Below are 15,448 nucleotides of genomic sequence, written 5' to 3' on the forward strand. Positions count from 1 at the left end.
CAATCCCGCGACTATCCCTCCCGAAGGCGACACGCCGCGACCTGGGTCGCGGCTCCGGTAGGCGCTACTCAGCGGCGATGCTGGCCGCGCTGCCTGGCATGCCCATCATCTGTTCGTAGTTGCGACGGTAGAAGGCGTCGAGCTCGGCCTCCTCCAGTCCGCCCAGCGAACGCTCGAAGCGGCCGATCGGATCGGGCGTGCCTTCCGGGTGCGGATAATCGCTGGAGAACAGGAAGAGGTCGGAACCGGCGTCGCGGATCATCCGGCCGACATCCTCGCTGGGGAAGGGCGTGAACTTCACCGCGCGGCGCAGATATTCCGATGGTTTGAGGTCCAGTTCCTGCAGATACGGGTCGGTCTTGCGGAACGAGGCGTACGAGTAGTCCAGTTGGCGCAGGAAGTCCGGCACCCAGCCGGCGCCCGACTCGATCACGCCGCCGCGTAGGGCCGGGAAGCGCTTGAAGACGCCGTCATAGATCATCGCCGTCAGGAACTCCTGGGGCGCGTACCACAGGCACATGTAGTCGGCGAAGCGCAGGTTCTCGCCGCCGCCGTGCAGGTCGGGAGCGCGTTCGCGGCCGTTGTTGTGGAAGGGCTTGGGCTGGGTGCGGGTGCCCGGGCCGATGTGCAGCATGAACGGCACGTTGGCCGCCTCCAGGCGACGCCAGAACGGGTCGAGGTCCGGGTGGCCCGGCGAGCGGTCGCCGGCCGGCGAGGCCGAGAACATCACCGCGCCCGCGCCCATCTCCAGGGCCGCGTCCAGCTCGGCGATGGCGCGCAGCGGATTGTCCAGCGGCACGAAGGCGACGGCGACCAGGCGCGGATCGACGGCGCAGAAGGCGCATTGCGCGCGGTTCAGCGCCTGGGCCGCGACATACATGGTCTCCTCGTCCTCGGCCTTGGTGACCGCGCCGAGGCCGAAGGTCGGGAACACCAGCTGGCTGCCGAAGCCCAGCCAGTCCAGGGCCTTGATGCGCTCGTCGGTGTCGAAGGCGCCGTAGCCCAGCCAGCCCTTGGCCCCGGCGATCGGGTTCTCGGCGGCGGCCGCCTCGGCTTCCGGGTCGCCCTTCCGGGCCTTGGCCTGGTCGATCAGCTTGACGATCCGGCGGCCAGTCTCGCGCTCCGAATACAGCGAGCCCAGCTTCTCGCGATGCGCGCCCTCCAGATAGGGCTCCAGCCAGTCGGCCGTCTCCATGGTGTGGCTGTCGGCGTCGTGGATCACGCGCCCCTTCGAATAGGTCATCGTTTTCTCCCTGCTTTGACTTGGCCGCCCGGGGAGCGGTCTCTTGTTTCGTTCTTATGCTCACTCCTTATGGTGCGTGAGTCAATTTATTTTGTGACGTGGCGCGAAGGCGTGACGTCTGGTTTTCACCGACGCGAAAAACGAAATGGTGCGTGGGAAATATCGAAGCGCCAGGTCGTGGAAGTGGGCGGGCGGCTGCGACTTGATGGCCGTTCCAGACGGGCGCGCACGAAGATATTTCGGGTTAGGGTGGGTTATCCGCCGATTGGGGAATCGATGGCAAAGCGTCCCGTCACGATCATCCATGTCGCCGAACTGGCGCGCGTTTCGGTCAAGACCGTCTCGCGGGTGATGAACGACGAGCCGAACGTGACGCCCGACCTCAAGGCTCGCGTGCTGCAGGTGGTGGAAAAGCTGGGCTACAGCCCCAGCAAGGCCGCGCGGACTATGGGCGGATCGCGCTCCTACCTTCTGGTGGCGTTCAATGACCGCAAGCTGACCATGGACAACTGGCGCAGCGAGCGCGCCAACGAGTGGATCGACCAGATGCTGTACGGCGCCATGCTGCGCTGCGAGCAGTCGGGCTACCACCTGATGCTGGAGCTGATCGAGCGCGAGTCCGAGACCCTGGAGCGCCAGATCATCGCGACCCTGTCGTCGCTACAGCCGGACGGCGTGATCCTGACGCCGCCCAACTGTGAGAACCCGATGATCCTGGGCGTGCTGAAGAAGCGCAACATCCCCTTCGTGCGCCTGAACACCCCGGTGCGCGGCCAGGGCGCGCGGGTCTACATGGACGACCGCGCCGCGGCCAAGCAAGCCACGCGGCACCTGCTGGGTCTGGGCCACAGGCGCATAGGCATGATCGCCGGCGACTACCGCTTCGCCTCGTCGGCCATCCGGGTCGAGGGCTTCCAGGCGACGATGCGGACGGCGGGGATCGAGGTCCCGGAAACCTGGATCCACAGCGGCGACTTCAGTTTCGACTCCGGGGTGGCGGGCGCCGAGGCCTTGCTGGCGCTGGCCGAGCCGCCGACGGCGATCATGGCCTCGAACGACCAGATGGCTCTGGGCGCGGTCAGTGTCGCCCAGGCGCGAGGCATGAGGATTCCCGAGGACCTGTCGATCCTCACCTATGACGATGCGATCGGCGTGCGCCTGTCGGTTCCCGCCCTGACGGCGGTGCGCCAGCCCGTCGCGCGGATGGCCGAGACGGCCACGGACATGCTGATCAACGCCAGCGCCAAGGGGGAGGGGCTGACCGCCGCGAACGTGCTGGTGCCCTTCGAGCTGATGGTGCGAGCCTCGACCGGGCCCGCGCCAGGCGCCTGACGAAACGGGAGCGGTCGAAACCGCCCCCGTCCATTGTCACTGGCCGTCGTACGAGACCGGCAGGCTGCGCGCCGCGAGGGCGGTCTCGGCCTTGGTCTTCAGGTCGCGCGAGGACGCTCCCACCGAGACCTCATAGGCGCCGGCGGCGACGTTCCAGGTCTTGGCCTTCGAGTCGAAGACCGACACCAGGCGCGGATCGACCGTCACCGAAACCTTGGCGCTGGCGCCGGGCGCCAGCTCGACCTTCTTGAAGCCGGCCAGACGGCGCGGGGCTTCCCAACCCTGACCGCCCTTGGGGCCGACATAGACCTGGGCCACGTCCTTGCCGGCGACCTTGCCGGTGTTGCGAACCGTGAAGCTGACGGTCAGCTTGCCGCCGACCATTGCCGTCTTCAGGTCGCTATAGCCGAAAGTCGAGTAGGACAGGCCGTGGCCGAACGGGAAGAGCGGCTGGTGGCCCTTCTTGTCGAACCACTTGTAGCCGACGGCGGCGCCCTCGATGTCGTAATTGGCGTCGAAGAAAGCCTCGGCCTGCTTGGGATCGCCGTCGATGACCGGGCGAGGCAGCTGGTCGGCGCTAGCCGGGAAGGTGATCGGCAGGCGGCCCGACGGGTTGACCTCGCCGGTCAGCACGCGGGCGATGGCCTCGCCGCCACTGGTGCCCGAGAACCAGGCCTCGACGATCGCGCCGGTCTTGTCTGCCCAGGGCATCAGCACCGGACCGCCGGTCTGCAGCACCACCACCGTCTTCTTGTTGGCCGAAGCCACGGCGTCGATCAGGGCGTCCTGGTTGTCGGCCAGGGTCAGGGAATAGTCCTCCGACTCGGCCGCCCACTGGTGGGCGAAGACGATGACCAGGTCGCTCGTGGCGGCCAGCTTGGCGGCGGCGGCCGGATCGGTCCCGTCGTCATAGGTGATGGTCGCGCCCTTGGCCCGGGCCTGCAGCGCCTTCAGCGGCGAGGACGGGTGGTAGACGATCGGGCCCGGAAAGCCCTTGGGGCCCAGGCCCTTCACGGCCATGCCGCCGATCGGGAACACCTGCGAGGAGCCGCCGCCGGACATCACGCCGACGTCCGCGTGCGAGCCGATCACGGCGATCTTGCGCGCGCTGGCGGCGACCGGCAGCAGGCCGCCGTCGTTCTTCAGCAGGACGATCGATTCCTCGGCGTCGGCCTGGGTCACCTTGGCGTGGGCGGCGAAGTCGATGGGGCCCTTGACGATCGGCCGGTCGAACAGGCCGTGGGCGAACATCGAGCGCACGATGCGGCGCGCCATGTCGTCCAGGCGCGTCTGGGACACCTCGCCGCTGGCCACGGCCGCCTTCAAGGGGGCGCCGAGGAAGGGCTCCTTGTCGAAGGTGTAGGCCGACTCTTGGTCGAGGCCGGCGTTGACGGCCTTGGCGGTCGAGTGCGTCGCGCCCCAGTCGGACATGACGTAGCCCTTGTAGGTCCAGTCCTTCTTCAGGACCTCGTTCATCAGCCAGTCGCTTTCGCAGGCATAGACGGCGTTGATGCGGTTGTAGGCGCACATCACCGAGCCGGGGTTGGAGTCCTCGATCGCGAATTCGAACGCCAGGAAGTCGGACATCCGGGCCGCGGCGTCGCTGATGTTGGAGCTGACCGTCATGCGGTTCGTCTCCTGGCCGTTCAGCGCCCAGTGCTTGATCGTCGAGATGATGCTGTTGGACTGGATGCCGCGAATCTGCGCGCCGACCATCTTGCCGGCCAGCAGGGGGTCCTCGCCGCCGTACTCGAAATTGCGGCCGTTGCGCGGGTCGCGGGCCAGGTTGACGCCGCCGGCCAGCTGGACGTTGAAGCCGGACGAACGGGCTTCCGAGCCGATCATCGCGCCGCCCTTGAAGGCCAGCTCCGGGTTCCAGGTGGCGGCCGTGGCGATGCCCGACGGCAGCGAGGTGCGCTCCAGATATGGATCGCTCGACTCACGCTGGGTGGCGACGCCGACGCCAGCGTCGGTTTCCCACTGCGGCGGCACCGACAGGCGCGGGATGCCGGGGATGTAGCCGGCCGAGCCCATGCGGGCTTCGGGGGAGGGGGTGAACTTCGGTTTGTCCTGGTTCGAGCCGAAATAGCCGAACACCAGGGTCAGTTTCTCGTCCTGGGTCATGGCCCCGAGCAAGAGATCAGCACGCTTGTCGGCGGCAAGCTTGGCGTTCAGCCAAGGTTTCGCGACGGTCGAGCTTGCGACCTCAGCGTGTAGCGCGGCGCTCGGCAGGGTCACGCCCAGCAATAGCGCCAGCGTCAGCCCACCGATCTGACGATGCTTCACCTCGATTTCCTCCCATGTGACAGCTCTGTCAATTCGACAGTAGTTTGAATCTTCATTGCGAAATCGGCGCGCTTCTCAACTATTCGACAAATTGTCCGATAGGACAAAAGTCAAAAATAAGAAATGACTCCGATTGACAACGTTGTCGTACTGTAGCTATCCACGGGATGCAAGCGGCGACAAGAAACGGATCGCACGCAGGGAGGGATGAAGATGAAACTTCGCAATGCCCTATTGGCAGGGACTACGATCGTGACGGCCTTCTCGGTCGCCGCTATCGCGCGAGCTCAAACCGCGCCGGCACAGGCCGACGCCACGCAAATCGAGGAAATCACGGTCACCGCCACGCGGCGGGAGACCAAGCTGCAAGACACCCCGATCGCCATCTCGGCCTTCGGTCAGGCGGCGCTGGACCGCCAACAGGTCAAGGACGTCACCGACCTGGCCAAGTTCGTGCCCAGCATGCAGATCAACCAGCAGGGCGACCAAGGCGCGATCCTGCTGACGATGCGCGGCATCGGTAACGACACCGCCTTCACCGAAGTCGCCGACCCCGAAGTGGCCATCTATGTCGACGGCATCTACTCGCCGCGCGCCCAAGGCGCGGCCGTGTTGATGTACGACATGGACGCCGTCGAAGTGGCGCGTGGTCCGCAAGGCACGCTGTTCGGCCGGAACGCCACGGTCGGCGCGCTCAGCCTGCGCACCGCCCGTCCGACCCTGGGCGACAGCTACGGCAGCGTCGAGGTCGTCGGCGGCTCGTACAACCGCTTCGGCGCTCGCGCCTCGGTCAACATGCCGCTCTCGGACACCTTCGCGATCCGCGTGGCCGCGATCACCGAGCGCCACGACGGCTATGTCGACTTCCAGCGTCCGCCGACCATCGCGGGCGTCAATCCGTCGGCCTTCGTCACCCAGGGCAAGAAGTACTACGCCCAGGACCAGCGCTCGGGTCGCATCAGCGCCCTGTGGCAGCCCAACGACAAGCTGACCTGGAACGTCAATGTCGAGGGCTACCAGGACACCGGCGCCCCGATCATCGGCCTGGCCCAGACGCCTCGCGCCGGCCAGAAGAAGTGGTCGGCCCTGATCGACACGGCGCCCGAGAGCGATCGCTTCTCGTACGGCGTGCGCAGCACCATCGACTATTCGATCAACGACAATGTCGGCCTGACCTACATCACCGGCTGGCAGCGCGTGGGCGGCAGCGCCAACAGCGACGCCGACGGCGGTATCCTGGGCGTGACCCGCAACGGCGCCCTGACCCAGGGCGGCTTTGGCGAGAACCACACCGTCTGGTCGCGCAACGACGCCTGGAGCCACGAAGTCCAGCTGAAGTCGCAAGGCGATCAGGTGGTCGACTGGATCATCGGCGGCTTCTACAGCCACGAAGACAACTCGATCCGCTTCGACATCGACGGCCGCGACGGTTATCGCGACGGTCCGATGAGCTGGTCGGGCAGCTTCATCCAGGCCAAGCGCACGGTCGAATCGAAGGCCGCGTTCGGTCAGGCCGTCTGGCACCTGAACGACCACATCCGCCTGACCGGCGGCGCGCGCTATACCAAAGACGTCAAGCAGGACCAAGGCGGCCGGAATGTCACGTTCAACGGTCTCTCGGACTGCCTGACCGCCGAGAACAAGCTGCCCACGCCGCAACCCGGCCGCTGCAGCACCGGCATCTTCGGTCGCGACCGCGGCGCCACGGCCGCCGAACTGCTGGCTCTGCTGGGCCCCGGCTACAGCATCAGCAACAACGACGTGAAGGGCAGCTGGGACAAGGTGACCTGGCTGGCGCGCGCCGACGCCGACGTTTCCGACGACATCCTCGTCTATGGCAGCGTCAGCACCGGCTTCAAGTCGGGCAACATCGAGGATGGCGGCCTGCTGGCCAACCCCGAAACCCTGACCAACTACGAAGTCGGTTCCAAGATTCGCTTCATGGACGGCCGGGCGACCCTGAACCTCGCGGCCTACTACGAGGACTTCAAGGGCTACCAGGTCAACCAGGTGGTCACGACGTTCAAGCCGGACGGCACGGTCGACAAGTCGCAGGTCGTCACGACCAACGCGAAGGGCGCCCAGGCCAAGGGTATCGAGGCCGAGCTGACCGCCAACCTGACGGCCAACGATCGCCTGCAGATCTCGGCGACCGCCCAGGACACGAAGATGGACTTCCTGCTGGCCGCCGATGGCCGCGTCGGACCCAACGACGCCGCCCACGCCGTCCAGCTGAAGGGCAAGGAACTGCCGCACGCCCCGCACTTCTCGGGCACGGTGGCGTACGAGCACACCTTCGACCTGGCGAGCGGCGCCCGGATCGTCCCGCGGATCAGCACGCACTTCGAAAGCAAGAGCTGGCTGTCCTACTTCAACCAGGGCGCTCCGGACCAGCAGAAGAGCTTCACGCGAACGGACTTGTCCGTGCGCTACGAGCCTTCGCAGGCGATGTGGTCGATCGAGGGCTTCGTCCAGAACCTCGAGGACAAGAACATCAAGACGGGCGCGGGCGCTGCCGGCGTGCCGAACTACGCACCGGTCTGGACGGCGGTCTACCAGCCGCCACGGACCTGGGGCGCTCGCATCAAGGCGAAGTTCTAGGCGAAGGGCGGGGCGCGCAAGCGCTCCGCCTTTTCTTCTCCGAGCGCACGAGACTCCCCCCTAAAACCTGCGCTCGCCCGGGTGATGGCGCTCCTGCCCATCATCCGGGATTTCTTTGTCGACAGCGCCGAGGGGGCGTGGCGATGCTCGACGACTCAAGGTTTCGAGGATCCGGTCGCATGGTGGGAAACCGCATCATCATCGTGGGCGGCGGCACGGCGGGCTGGCTGACGGCCGCCTATCTCGCACAACAGCTGGGCGGCGATCGGCCAGACGGGGCGCGGATCACGGTGATCGAGTCGCCCGACATCGGGACGATCGGGGTCGGGGAGGGCACGTTTCCGACCATCCGCAGCACCTTGGCGGCTCTGGGCGTCAGCGAAGCGCGGTTCATGCGTGAGAGCTCGGCGACCTTCAAGCAGGGCGTCCGCTTCGTCGACTGGGGGCGCCGGTCTCAGCCAGGCGCGCCGTCGGAATATTTCCACCCGTTCAATCTGCCGCTGCGCCCGGAAGGCCGCGACCTGTCGCCCTACTGGATGCTGGATCATCAGGCCGGCTCGCCCTTGGCCTTCGCCGACGCGGTCACCAACCAGGGCGCGGTGATCCGCGCGGGCCTGGGCCCCAAGCGTCCCGAGGACCCCGACTTCGGCGGCCCTATGAACTACGCCTACCATTTCGATGCGGCGCGCTTCGCCGACTTCCTGCGCGGCGTGGCGATCGAGAAGGGCGTGACCCATCTGCAGGGCAAGGTCGATGGCGTGGTCCGCGACATGTCCGGCGACATCGTCTCGGTCCAGGCCGGCGACCTGGGCAGCCTAGAGGGCGACCTCTTCATCGACTGCTCGGGCTTCCGCGCCCTGCTGATCGGCGAGGCGATGGGCTCACCTTTCCGGCGCTGTGACGACGTCCTCTTCAACGACCGGGCCCTGGCGATCCAGGTCCCTTACGAGACGCCCGACGCGCCGATCCACCCCTACACCCTGGCCACCGCCCACGAGGCCGGCTGGACCTGGGACATCGGCCTCGAGAACCGGCGCGGCGTCGGCTACGTCTTCTCCAGCCGCCACACCGACGAGGCCCGCGCCGAAGAGGTCCTACGCGGCTATATCGGCCCAGCGGCGGAGGGCCTGACGCCCCGCTTGCTGAAGTTCCAGACCGGCTACCGTGAGCGCCAATGGATTGGCAACTGCGTGTCGGTAGGTCTCTCGGCCGGCTTCTTCGAGCCGCTGGAGTCGACCGGCATCATGCTGATCGAGGCCGCCGCGGTGATGATCGCCGAGGTCTTCCCCCTGCGCGACCACGCCGCGCGCGACGCCGCCACCCGTAACTTCAACCGCCTGATGACCGGCCGGTTCGAGCGGATCGTCTCGTTCCTGAAGCTGCACTACGCGCTCAGCAAGCGCGACGAGCCCTATTGGCGCGACAATGCCGATCCGACCAGCTGGCCCGAAGGCCTCCGCGACCAGCTGGCGCAATGGAAGCACCGGCCGGTGTCGCGGTTCGACTTCGTGGTCGACCTGGAGACCTTCCTGCCGTCCAGCTACCAGTACATCCTGCATGGCATGAACGCGGAAACCGACTTTACGCCGGTCGAAGGCCGCTATCCCGAGCAGGTCGGAGCGCGCGCGACCTTCGCCAAGATCGCCGAGGCCGGACGCGAAGCGCAACGTCACCTGCCGCCCCACCGGCGGTTGGTGGAGGCTCTGTACCAACGCCAATGAAGGCCGTCGGTCGTCGACTTAGAGGTTTCGATTTCAAGGCAGGGTAGGCGTCGGAAACGTGATGCGCGGACCGCGTGCGCGTGCGCGTCGGCGGTCCGGCTTCATGACGAGCGGCCGTCACATATTCATAGCCGCACAGCCAAACAGCCGTCATGCGACCATGACAGCTAGCCCAGCCATTGGTCTGGGGAAAGTTCATGGCTTTGTATTCGAAATCCTGGTTGCTGGCGGCGACCAGCCTGTTGGTGATGACCGCGCAATCGGCCAAGGCGGCCGAAACGGCGCCGGCGGCTGAGCCCGCGGCCGTGACCGAAGTCGACGCGATCATCGTCACCGGCACCCGTGAGGCGGGGCGCACCAAGTTCACGACGCTGGCGCCGGTCGATGTCCTGTCGCGCGAGTCGATCGAGGCCTCGGCCTCGCCGTCGCTGGCGGCCAACCTGGCGCAGCAGATCCCGACCTTCATCGTCCAGCGCCTGCCGACCTCGGACGGCCTGCAGTTCATCCGTCCGGCGACCCTGCGCAACCTGTCGCCCGACCAGACGCTGGTGCTGATCAACGGCAAGCGCTTCCACCGCTCGGCGTTCCTGGGTTCGCGCGGGGCGCAAGGCCCTGACCTGGCGCAGATCCCGGACTACGCGGTGGGCCGCATCGAAGTGCTGCGCGACGGCGCCTCGGCCCAGTACGGCTCGGATGCCATCGCCGGCGTCATCAACATCATGCTGGACGACAAGACCGGCTTCTCGACCTTCGGCCAGGCTGGCCAGTACTACGAGGGCGACGGCACGGCCTACCGCCTGGGCGCGCATGCCGGCATGGCGATCGGCGACGGCGGCCACCTGACGACCACGGTCCAGTGGTCGAAGGCCGACGCCACCTCGCGCAGCCGCCAGCGGCCCGACGCGATCAAGTTCGAGCAGACCACGGGCATCAAGGTGAACAACCCGGTGCAGCGCTGGGGCGACCCCGACCTGAAGACCCTGCACTTCGCGGTCGACGCGGCGCTGCCGCTGGGCCAGGCCGCCGAAGCCTACGCCTTCGGCACCTACGGCAAGAGCGATGGGGTCAACGACATCAACTGGCGTATCCCCACGGGCAACGCCAGCGTCTACGGCCAGACGGCGGCGTTCCCGGGTTTCGACCTGAACAAGATTTATCCCGCCGGCTTCACGCCGCGCGAAGGCATCCACGCGCGTGACGGCCAGGCCGTGGCGGGCGTGCGCAACCGCGCCAGCGACGTCTTCACCTGGGACCTCAGCGCATCGTACGGCGAGAATGCCAGCCGCTTCTTCCTCGACAATTCGATCAACGCCTCGCTCGGTCCGAACAGCCCGTTCGACTTCAACTTGGGTCGTCTGGTGCAGCGCGAGGCGAACCTGAACGCCGACGCGGTGTGGCGTCTGCCTGTGTCGGGCCTGGCCAAGCCCCTGAACGTCGCGTTCGGCGCCGAAACCCGCAAGGAGACCTACCGCATCGAGGCCGGCGACCCGGCGTCCTATGCGGTAGGCCCCGGCGCGGCCTTCGGCCTGGCCCCCAACTCCAACGGCTTTCCGGGTTTCTCGCCCCAGCAGGCCGGCTCGTGGAGCCAGCGCAGCTATGCCGGCTATCTCGACGTCGCCGCCGAGCTGTCCGACCGCCTGAGCCTGGACGCGGCCGGCCGCTACGAGCACTTCTCCGACTTCGGCGCGACCTGGAACGGCAAGATCGCGGGCCGCTACGAGTTCACGCCGAACGTGGCGATCCGCGCCTCGTACAACACCGGCTTCCGCGCCCCGACGCCGGGCCAGCTGAACAGCACCAGCACCTCGCAGGGCCTGGACACCGTCACTCTGCAGCTCTTCACCTCGGGCCGTCTGTCGCCGACCAACCCGGTCGCGGTCTTCCTGAAGGCCCAGCCGCTGAAGCCAGAGAAGTCGAAGACCTTCGCCGGCGGCCTAGTGTGGCGCACCGACATCGGTCTGTCGGGCTCGGTGGACGCCTACAGCATCGACGTCAACGACCGCTTCTCGAGCTCGCCGACGATCGTCGTGACGCCAGCCATCCGCGCCCAGCTCGCCACCTTAGGCATCCCCGGCGCGACGTCCTTCACCTCGATCAGCTGGTTCACCAACGACTTCGACACCCGCACGCGCGGCGTGGACGTGGTGGTCAACTACGACCGCACGGTTGGTCCCGGCCGCTTGGGCCTGATGGCCGCCTACAACCACAATGAGACCAAGGTGACCTCGGGCTCGCTGACCGCCAGCGAGACTTCGCGCCGGACCTTCGAGGAGTCCCGCCCCAAGAACAACCTGACCGGCTCGGCGACCTACACGATCGGCAAGCTGAGGCTGGTGGGCCGGGCGCGCTACTACGGCAAGTGGACGGACTCGACGGGCAACGCGACCGGCGACATCTTCCAGCAGTTCGGCGCGATCACCTTCGTGGACGTCAACGCCGCCTGGAAGTTCAACGACAAGGTCACCGTCCGCGTCGGCGCCGAGAACGTCTTCGACACCCACCCGGACGAGGCGGTGTTCCAGGCCAGCCGTGGTCTCGTCTATTCTCGCAACTCGCCGTACGACACCAACGGCGGCCAGTACTACGCGCGCATCGACGTGCGTTTCTAGGGGGTCTTCATGGTCGAGCTCTCGCGCCGTAGCCTTTTGACCGCTGCGGCGGCCAGTCCGGGTGTCGCCCTCGCGGCGCCTGGACTGCGCCAGGGAGCCGGCCAGCCCCAGGACGAAACCTACTGGGCCCAGGTCGCGGCCCTGTACGACCCGCCCCCGGCGGGCGTGATCCAGCTGGAGAACGGCAACTTCGGCGCCATGGCGCGGTCGGTGCGGGCGGCCTATGGCGTCCATACCGACCGGGTCAACCGCGAGACCACGCTCTATACGCGCGGGACCATCGGTCAGGACCTGAAGGCCGTGCGGGTCAAGGTCGCCACGCTGCTGGGCGTGGGCGTCGACGAGATCGCCTTCACGCGCGGCGGCACCGAGTCCATGCAGGCCCTGATCGGCGGCTACAACAGGCTGAAGCCCGGCGACGGCGTGCTCTATGCCGACCTCGACTACGACAGCATGCAGGTGTCGATGGAGTCGCTGGCCCGGCTGCGCGGCGTGCGTGTCCACCGTATCGACTTGCCCGAGCCCGCCACTCGCGAGGCCCTGGTCGCGGCCTATGACCAGGCGCTGGCCCAGCGGTCGGACGTAAAACTATTGCTGCTGACCCAGCTCAGCCACCGCACGGGCTTGGTGGTTCCGGTCGCCGAGATCACGGCGGCGGCGCGAGCTCGCGGCGTCGACGTCCTGCTCGATTCAGGCCACGCCCTGGGCCAGTTCGATTTCTCGCTGACGACGCTAGGCGTCCAGTTCGCCGGCCTGACCCTGCACAAGTGGATTGGCGCGCCGCTGGGCGTGGGGATCGTCTATATTCGTCGCGATCGGATCGCCGACATCGACCCTTCGCCTCTGGAAAAGCCGTCCGACCGCATCGACTCCCGCGTCCACACCGGGACGGTCAATTTCGCCGCCGTCCTGGCGGCGTCCGAGGCCATCGATGTTCACAACGCGATCGGCGTCACGGCCAAGGCGGCTCGTTTGCGCTACCTGCGCGACCGCTGGGTGGGGCAGGTCCGCGCGCTGCCCGGCGTCCAGGTGCTGACCCCGGACGATCCCTCCCTGCACGCCGGCATGACATCCTTCCGCCTGACGGGGCGCACCGGCTTCGCCGACAACGCCGAGCTGCGGAAGGACCTCTTCGCGCGCGACAAGATCTTCACGATCGAGCGCGACGGTCCGGCCAAGGGCGCCTGCGTGCGGGTGACCCCCAGCTTCTGGAACACCCCCGCCGACATGGACCGCCTGGCCGCCGCCATCCGGGCGAGGGCGGTCTAGGTCGGCGGGGCTTCGGCCTAGGCCGTGCCCATCACCTGCTTGGCGAAGCGCTCCATCTCCTCGGCCTGAGGGCTCATCTGCAGGAGGAGGAGGTCCAGGCCCGCGGCCTCGTACTCGGCGATGCGTTCCTTCAGCTGTTCGGGCGTACCGACCAGGTTGGGGCGCAGGCCGCGGTTGGAGACCGAATATTCCTGGAGCTTCATCTCGCGCTCCAGCTGGGTGCCCGAGAGCCACTGGTCGAAGTTGGCATAGCCGGCCGGCAGTTCGCTCACCGTGGTGATCCGCTCCAGCTCGCGCTTGGCCTCGGCCTCGCTGTCGCGCACGATGGCGTAGGCGGCCATGCCGAACTGCATCGGCGAGCCGCCGACGGCCTCGCGGCGGGCCTTCATGTCGGCGATCTTGGGCGCGATGACCTCGACCGGGTCGCCGTGCATGACATAGGCGTCGCACTGGGTGGCGATCATGGTCTTGGCCGCCTCGCTCTCGCCGCCGGCATAGATGGTCGGGTGCTTGACGGGCTTGGGCGAGCAGATCGCCTCCTCAGTCTTGTAGAACTTGCCCTCGAAGCTGAAGCGCTCCTCGGTCCACAGGCCATCGACGACCTTCAGCCACTCGCTGGTGCGGGCGTAGCGGTCGTCGTGCTGGTCGAACTGCAGGCCGTACTGCTTGGCCTCGTCGGCCCACCAGCTGGAGACGACGTTCAGCGCCAGGCGCCCGCCCGAGATCTGGTCGATATTGGCCGCGGCCTTGGCGAACAGGGCCGGCTGATGGAAGTTGGGCCGCACAGCGACCATGAACTCGATGCTCTCGGTGACCGCCGCCAGGGCCGCCGCCGTCGACCAGGCGTCCAGGGCCGGTTGCTCGACGCCCTTGATGTCGTTGAGATTGAGCTCGGCGATCAGGGTGAGGTCATAGCCCCACTTCTCCGAGTCCTGGGTCAGGCGCTTGGCATAGTCCCAGGTCGCCGACATGTTCTCGTCGGGGACGTTGCGCAGCCATCCGCCGAAGACGGGCATCCAATAGCCATAGCGCATCAGCGCACCTCCTCGAGCCAGGTGACGATCTTGTCGACCAGCCGCTCGTGCGGGTCCCAGCCCAGCACCCCCAGCGGATTGGCGACGAAGTTGGACAGTCCGTTGATGTCGTAGAACCGCGCCGAGCCGTCGCGATCGTCGATCATCACCTCGACGCCGCCGACGTCGAGATTGGCGCCGCGGGCGATGGCCTCGGCGGCGTCGCGCAGTTCGGGGCCGAGGTCGACCGAGGTCATCGGGATCGGCTGGCCGGGGATCTGGCAGGCGTCGGCGGGGCAGAGGTCGAAGGCGCCGGCTCCCTCGACGCGGATCGCGTAGAGATACTCGCGGTCCAGGGTCTCGATCCGGGTGATCGCGCCATCGCGGGCAGGGATGTATTCCTGGACCAGCAGAACGCTGTCGACGCTGGTCGGCAGCAGGCCGTCGGCCTTGGCGGCGCGCAGCTCGTCGCGGCTGTCGAACCGGCTGATGCCGGCGCCGGCCCCGCCGATATTGGCCTTGACCAGCAGCGGATAACCGATGCTCTCGGCGGCGGCTTCCAGGTCGGCGGCCCGGCGCACGACACGCGTCTTGGGCGCGCCCAGGCCCAGCGAGGCGATCAGGGCCAGCTGCCGGGCCTTGGAGGTGTCGTAGGCGAGGGCGGACGTGCCGTTCAGCACCCGCGCGCCGGCCTGCTCCCACTGGGCGAACAGCGACTGGGCCCAGAAGATCGGATGCTCGGCGTCGCGCAGGAACGACGACATGGCGATGCGATTGAAGATCAGCTTGGCCGGCGGGGCGGGGACCTGCGGGTCGAAATCGCCATCCGGCTTCAGGGCCTGGAAGTCGATTCCCCGGGCGCTCAAGACGCTGAACAGAGGCTCGAACCACTTGGGATGTTCGTAGAGGACGGCTAGGTCGGTCACGATACGCTCGCGTCTGGTGTACTGGGCCTTGTTCCCGGCGTTTCCACCTTCGCTCAAAAGAAAGCCCGGCGCGATGCCGGGCTAGGAAGGGAGGAAACGCCCAGATGGGGCAGAAGCGGGGTCGCTTCACATCTTGACCTTACGGACGCCGGCAGATCGGCCTAAGCCAGAAATCCTGCGGGCCAGATCAGGCGTCAAAAAATCTCAATCCCTACTAAATCTATCTGATTTGATATCGAGCGCCGGATGTCGGTCGCGATGCGATCAACGCGGAGTCAACGCCGGTCGCTCAGCGGCCCGGAGCGCCTTAAAGTCTACTGAAATACTAGAAATATATAAACTAATCCGACGCGAGCCTCGGTCTCGGCGCGGGCGATATGGAAAATCGCAGTTGGAAAAGGGTGTTCTTGGGAAAATCCGCCGATGGCGTCACCTCTCAGCGCGCCCA

The 15,448-nt window shown here is 67.1% G+C and carries 9 protein-coding genes; 5 read left to right on the forward strand and 4 right to left on the reverse strand.

Annotated features, from left to right (window positions below; all coding sequences use genetic code 11):
- Window positions 1-64: 64 nt before the first annotated feature.
- Window positions 65-1,243, reverse strand: coding sequence for an amidohydrolase family protein (locus tag AC07YH_RS05510; protein WP_494746006.1), 1,179 nt, complete (start codon window positions 1,241-1,243; stop codon window positions 65-67).
- 276 nt (window positions 1,244-1,519) lie between these two features.
- Here AC07YH_RS05510 and AC07YH_RS05515 point away from each other — a divergent pair, with 276 nt between their 5' ends.
- Window positions 1,520-2,575, forward strand: coding sequence for a LacI family DNA-binding transcriptional regulator (locus tag AC07YH_RS05515; protein WP_494746007.1), 1,056 nt, complete (start codon window positions 1,520-1,522; stop codon window positions 2,573-2,575).
- Between the two features lie 36 nt (window positions 2,576-2,611).
- On the opposite strand, the gene AC07YH_RS05520 is transcribed toward AC07YH_RS05515, so the two are convergent.
- On the reverse strand, window positions 2,612-4,861 hold the full coding sequence (locus tag AC07YH_RS05520; protein ID WP_494746008.1) for a beta-glucosidase: 2,250 nt from the start codon (window positions 4,859-4,861) through the stop codon (window positions 2,612-2,614).
- A 213-nt stretch (window positions 4,862-5,074) separates the two neighbouring features.
- Here AC07YH_RS05520 and AC07YH_RS05525 point away from each other — a divergent pair, with 213 nt between their 5' ends.
- From AC07YH_RS05525 to AC07YH_RS05540, 4 genes are all read left to right on the forward strand, one after another.
- Window positions 5,075-7,462: a TonB-dependent receptor gene (locus AC07YH_RS05525; RefSeq protein ID WP_494746009.1), complete on the forward strand. Its 2,388-nt coding sequence runs from the start codon at window positions 5,075-5,077 to the stop codon at window positions 7,460-7,462.
- A 179-nt stretch (window positions 7,463-7,641) separates the two neighbouring features.
- Window positions 7,642-9,183 carry a tryptophan halogenase family protein gene (locus AC07YH_RS05530; RefSeq protein ID WP_494746010.1) on the forward strand — a complete coding sequence of 514 codons (1,542 nt, stop codon included), beginning with the start codon at window positions 7,642-7,644 and terminating at the stop codon, window positions 9,181-9,183.
- 197 nt (window positions 9,184-9,380) lie between these two features.
- Window positions 9,381-11,792 carry a TonB-dependent receptor plug domain-containing protein gene (locus AC07YH_RS05535; RefSeq protein ID WP_494746011.1) on the forward strand — a complete coding sequence of 804 codons (2,412 nt, stop codon included), beginning with the start codon at window positions 9,381-9,383 and terminating at the stop codon, window positions 11,790-11,792.
- Window positions 11,793-11,801: 9 nt separating this feature from the next.
- On the forward strand, window positions 11,802-13,061 hold the full coding sequence (locus AC07YH_RS05540; RefSeq protein WP_494746012.1) for an aminotransferase class V-fold PLP-dependent enzyme: 1,260 nt from the start codon (window positions 11,802-11,804) through the stop codon (window positions 13,059-13,061).
- A gap of 17 nt (window positions 13,062-13,078) precedes the next feature.
- On the opposite strand, the gene AC07YH_RS05545 is transcribed toward AC07YH_RS05540, so the two are convergent.
- Entirely contained in the window at window positions 13,079-14,095 is a 1,017-nt protein-coding gene (locus tag AC07YH_RS05545; RefSeq protein WP_494746013.1) for an LLM class flavin-dependent oxidoreductase, read from the reverse strand.
- A complete protein-coding gene (locus tag AC07YH_RS05550; protein WP_494746014.1) occupies window positions 14,095-15,000 on the reverse strand; it encodes an ATP-grasp domain-containing protein in 906 nt (301 codons plus the stop codon). Before AC07YH_RS05550 ends, AC07YH_RS05545 begins: the two co-directional genes overlap by 1 nt.
- Between the last annotated feature and the right edge of the window lie 448 nt (window positions 15,001-15,448).

This window comes from Caulobacter sp. GW456-12-1-14-TSB4 (assembly GCF_059424195.1).

Coding starts and splice junctions, on each gene's coding strand:
- AC07YH_RS05530 (WP_494746010.1), top strand. CDS start 7,642: ATGGTGGGAAACCGCATCATCATCGTGGGCGGCGGCACGGCGGGCTGG.
- AC07YH_RS05525 (WP_494746009.1), top strand. CDS start 5,075: ATGAAACTTCGCAATGCCCTATTGGCAGGGACTACGATCGTGACGGCC.
- AC07YH_RS05535 (WP_494746011.1), top strand. CDS start 9,381: ATGGCTTTGTATTCGAAATCCTGGTTGCTGGCGGCGACCAGCCTGTTG.
- AC07YH_RS05515 (WP_494746007.1), top strand. CDS start 1,520: ATGGCAAAGCGTCCCGTCACGATCATCCATGTCGCCGAACTGGCGCGC.
- AC07YH_RS05510 (WP_494746006.1), bottom strand. CDS start 1,243: ATGACCTATTCGAAGGGGCGCGTGATCCACGACGCCGACAGCCACACC.
- AC07YH_RS05545 (WP_494746013.1), bottom strand. CDS start 14,095: ATGCGCTATGGCTATTGGATGCCCGTCTTCGGCGGATGGCTGCGCAAC.
- AC07YH_RS05540 (WP_494746012.1), top strand. CDS start 11,802: ATGGTCGAGCTCTCGCGCCGTAGCCTTTTGACCGCTGCGGCGGCCAGT.